5 protein-coding genes are annotated in these 4,228 nt (G+C 69.4%); 4 read left to right on the forward strand and 1 reads right to left on the reverse strand.

Features of this window, described 5'->3' with window-relative positions; translation table 11 throughout:
• The coding region (locus tag ACNPM4_RS12440) for a CDGSH iron-sulfur domain-containing protein (RefSeq protein WP_448985891.1) at positions 1-187 on the forward strand (187 nt) is incomplete at its 5' end.
• A 24-nt stretch (positions 188-211) separates the two neighbouring features.
• Here ACNPM4_RS12440 and ACNPM4_RS12445 read toward each other — a convergent pair.
• Entirely contained in the window at positions 212-991 is a 780-nt protein-coding gene (locus ACNPM4_RS12445) for a YggS family pyridoxal phosphate-dependent enzyme (protein ID WP_448985892.1), read from the reverse strand.
• A 77-nt stretch (positions 992-1,068) separates the two neighbouring features.
• On the opposite strand from ACNPM4_RS12445, the gene gabT reads away from it, so the two are divergent.
• From gabT to ACNPM4_RS12460, 3 genes are all read left to right on the forward strand, one after another.
• Entirely contained in the window at positions 1,069-2,406 is a 1,338-nt protein-coding gene (gabT, locus tag ACNPM4_RS12450; RefSeq protein WP_448985893.1) for a 4-aminobutyrate--2-oxoglutarate transaminase, read from the forward strand.
• 63 nt (positions 2,407-2,469) lie between these two features.
• Complete coding sequence (locus tag ACNPM4_RS12455; RefSeq protein WP_448985894.1) at positions 2,470-3,480, forward strand: type I glyceraldehyde-3-phosphate dehydrogenase; 1,011 nt, start codon at positions 2,470-2,472, stop codon at positions 3,478-3,480.
• Complete coding sequence (locus ACNPM4_RS12460; protein WP_448985895.1) at positions 3,477-4,217, forward strand: glutamine amidotransferase; 741 nt, start codon at positions 3,477-3,479, stop codon at positions 4,215-4,217. The genes ACNPM4_RS12455 and ACNPM4_RS12460 overlap by 4 nt, the downstream gene beginning before the upstream one ends.
• Positions 4,218-4,228 lie beyond the last annotated feature (11 nt).

Genomic DNA, 4,228 nt, shown 5'->3' on the forward strand with positions numbered 1-4,228 from the left:
GCCGTCGATCACGCCGTATCCCGACGGACCGCTGCTCGTGCGCGGCGACGTCGAACTGCGCACCGCCGACGGTGAGCCGATCGAGCCGCATCGCCGCACCGTGGCCCTGTGCCGCTGCGGGCTCTCGACCCTCAAACCGTTCTGCGACGGCACCCACAAGGCGGCGGGTTTCCGCACCGACGACTGATCGCCGCGCCGACGTCGTCGCCGGTCAGGCCTCGGGCCAGTAGTAGCTGTCGGGGAGGGCGCGGGCGCCGAAGATCGCCTGTCCGACGCGCACGCAGGTCGCCCCCTCCTCGACGGCGATCTCGTAGTCCCCCGACATCCCCATCGAGAGCTCGCCGGTGCCGATCAGGTCGGGGGCGTCTTCCCTGGCCTGGTCTCGCAGTATGCGCAGGAGGGAGAAGCATTCACGCACACGGTGCTCGTCGGGCGTCAGGATGGCGAGCGTCATGAGTCCACGCACGTGAAGGCTCTGATACGAGGGCAACGCCTCGAGGAACGTGGGGAGTTCCTCCGGCGGCATCCCGAACTTCGAGTCCTCCGCCGAGGTGTTCACCTGCACGAAGACGTCAAGGCTGCGTCCTGCCGCCTGCAGGCGCCGGTCGAGCGCTTCGGCGACACGCAGCCGGTCGAGGGCCTGGAACTCCGCGGCGAACGCGGCGACGTCCCGTGCCTTGTTGGTCTGCAGATGTCCGATGATCGACCACGACACGTCGAGGTCGGTCGTCTCGCCGTGCTTGCGCACCGCCTCCTGCACCTTGTTCTCTCCGAGCAGCCGCATGCCGGACTCGATGGCGACCCGGACGCGCTCGGTGGGGACGGTCTTGCTCACCGGAAGCAGCGTGATGTCGTGCGGGTGACGCCCCGCGCGACGGGCCGCCTCGTCGATGCGTGCGCGGACCGCTGCGATGTTGGAGCGGAAGTCTTCGACGGTGAACGCCGTGGGGTATCGATCGTCGGCCCCGTCCGGCCGTTCCATTTTTGACATAGGCCAAAGGCTAACATAGTCTTAGGTCGATCTGATGTGAGGCTGGATCGCCTCGCGCCACACCCGACAGGAGCCCCATGTCCCCGCTCGACGTGCTTTCCGGCCGCTCATCCGCCCCCTCCCTGCGCACCGAGGTGCCGGGGCCGCGGAGCCGTGCGATCCACGAGCGGCGTCAGAGATCCGTGGCCCGCGGGGTCGGCAGCGTGCTCCCGATCTACATCGACCATGCCGACGGCCCGTGGGTGACCGACGTCGACGGCAACCGCTTCCTCGACCTGGGGAGCGGTATCGGCGTGACCACGATCGGCCACGGGAATCCCGCCGCCATCGCCGCAGCGGCCGCGCAGCTCGAGCAGGTCACCCACACCCTCTTCACGGTGACCCCCTACGAGGGATACGTACGGCTCGCGGAGCGCCTCGCCGAGAAGACTCCCGGCGAGCACGAGAAGCGCTCCTTCTTCGCCAACTCCGGAGCGGAGGCCGTGGAGAACGCGGTCAAGATCGCCCGCAGACACACCGGCCGCCGCGCGGTCGCCGCACTCGACCACGCCTTCCACGGGCGTACGAACCTGGCCCTCGCCATGAACCACAAGGCGGCGTACGGCACCGGTTTCGGTCCCTTCGCTCCCGACATCCACCGCGTACCGAACTCGTACCCGTACCGCGACGGACTCACCGGAGAGCAGGCGGCGCAGCGGACGATCGCGCACCTCGAGCAGCGCATCGGCGCCACCGACCTCGCAGCTCTGATCGCGGAGCCCATCCAGGGCGAGGGCGGCTTCGTCGTGCCCGCAGACGGTTACCTGCCCGCGCTGCAGGAGTGGTGCACCCGCAACGGCGTCGTGTTCATCGCGGACGAGATCCAGACCGGCCTCGGCCGCACGGGGACCTGGTTCGCGAGCGAGGGATTCGGTGTGGTGCCCGATCTCGTGCTCACCGCCAAGGGCATCGCGGCGGGCCTCCCGCTCGCCGGTGTCACCGGGCGCGCCGAGATCATGGATGCTGCCGACCCCGGCACCCTCGGCGGGACGTTCGGCGGCAACCCGGTGTCCATCGCCGCCGCCCTGGCCGTCGTCGATGAGCTCGAGCACGGAGACTTCTTCGCCGAGGCGTCGCGCATCGGCGAGAGGCTCGAGCAGCAGCTGAACGACCTCGCCACGCGTCATCCGCTGATCGGGGACGTGCGCGGTCGGGGTGCGATGTACGCGTTCGAGCTGACCGAACCCGGAACGTCGCGTCCGGCGGCCGGCGCGGCCTCGGCCATTGCGACTTTCGCGGCACAGGAGGGGATCCTCCTCCTCACCGCGGGCAGCGACGCGAACGTGATCCGTTTCCTGCCGACCCTCACCACCACCGACCAGCAGCTCGACATCGCGATGGACGTGATCGATCGAGCATTGACGGCTCTCGCCTGATCCGTGTTCGACCGAACATCCTCACAGATCGCTCCGGATCCTCACCACCCCCGAAAGAACTCCATGCCCACGAAGATCGCCATCAACGGACTCGGGCGGATCGGGCGCAACCAGCTCCGCCTTCTCATGACGCGCAGGTCCGACCTGGAGCTGGTCGCGCTGAACGACCCGCGCGGCGCTCGCGGGATCGCCGACCTCCTCGAGAGCGACCGGGGAAGCGGCCGGCCGACAGCCGCGGCCCGACATGACGACAAGCATCTCTTCCTCAACGGCCACGCGATCCGGGTGTACGCCGAACACGACCGCCGATCCCTGCCGTGGGACGAACTCGGCGTCGACATCGTCATCGAGTCGACCGGCCAGGCCGCCCGCGCGGACGCCGCGAGGGAGCACCTCGCCGCCGGCGCCGAGAAGGTGATCATGACGTCGCCCGCTGCCGGCGACGACGGGACCTTCGTGCTCGGCGTGAACGACGGATCGTACGACCCCGACCGGCACCACGTGATCTCCAGCGGCTCGTGCACCACGCTCTGCCTGGCGCCGGTGCTGCAGGTGTTCGATGACGCCTTCGGGATCGACGCGGCGCTGATGACGACGGTCCACTCAGGCTCCGTGGACGACTGCGTCCAGGACATCCCCCACGCCGACCTGCTGCCCGCGGGAACCCGAGACGCGAGGATCACGGCGAGCAGCCTCGGCGCCGCCGAGGCCGTCACGCGCGTCCTCCCGCACCTCGACGGGCGGCTCGAGGGCACGGCGCTGCGGGCTCCCACCCTCAGGGGGTCGATCACGCATCTCACCGTCACCGCGAATCGGACCGTCACCGCCGACGAGGTGAGGGCCGCGTACCAGGCAGGCGCGGACGATCGACTCAAGGGGATCCTGCGCTGCGCCGACGACGAGATCGCTGTCTCGGACTCGGTCATCGACCCGCACTCGTCGATTCTGGACACCACACTGATCCGCGTGATCGGCTCGCAGGTCAAGATCTCGGCCTGGTACGACGACGAGTGGGGATACTCGCACCGTCTCACCGAACTCGTCGCACACGTCGCAGAAAGGCGGACTCCATGACGACCTCGTCCTCGCCGCCGCGCACCGCGCTCGCATTCCGGCACGTCCACTTCGAAGGCCTGGGCATCCTCGAGCCGCTGCTGATCGAGCGGGGGTATCGCGTGGAGTACGTCGACCTCGGCGTGCAGGCGATCGACATCGAGCGGGTGGACGACGCGGATCTGCTCATCGTGCTCGGTGGCCCCATCGGGGTGTACGAGACCGTGCACTATCCGTTCCTGCACGCGTCGAAGGAGGCGATCGCGCACCGGCTGCGCGACGGCCGGGCGATGTTGGGCATCTGTCTGGGCGCACAGCTCATCGCCGAGGAGATGGGAGCAGCGGTCGCTCCGACCGGGTCCGTGGAGATCGGCTACGCGCCGCTCGAACTCACGCCCGAGGGCCTCGACTCTCCCCTGCGTCCCCTCGACGGTCTGCCCGTCCTGCACTGGCACGGCGATGCCTTCACCATCCCTGAGGGCGCCCGCCATCTCGCTCGCACGCCGGACTTCCCGAACCAGGCGTTCGCCACCGACGCCGTGCTCGCACTGCAGTTCCACCTGGAGGCCGACCATCGCACGATCGGGAATTGGCTCATCGGGCACGCGCACGAGCTGCACCACCACGGCATCGACCCGCGCACGATCCGCGAGCAGGCCAGGCTCCACGGCCCGCGGCTCGAGACCGCCGCTCGTGCCACGATCGCCGCCTGGCTGGACGAGGTCGACAGCCCCGCACACCACGCCGACGCGAACTGAGACGGCACGAC

The sequence above is a fragment of the Microbacterium umsixpiens genome, assembly GCF_053543675.1.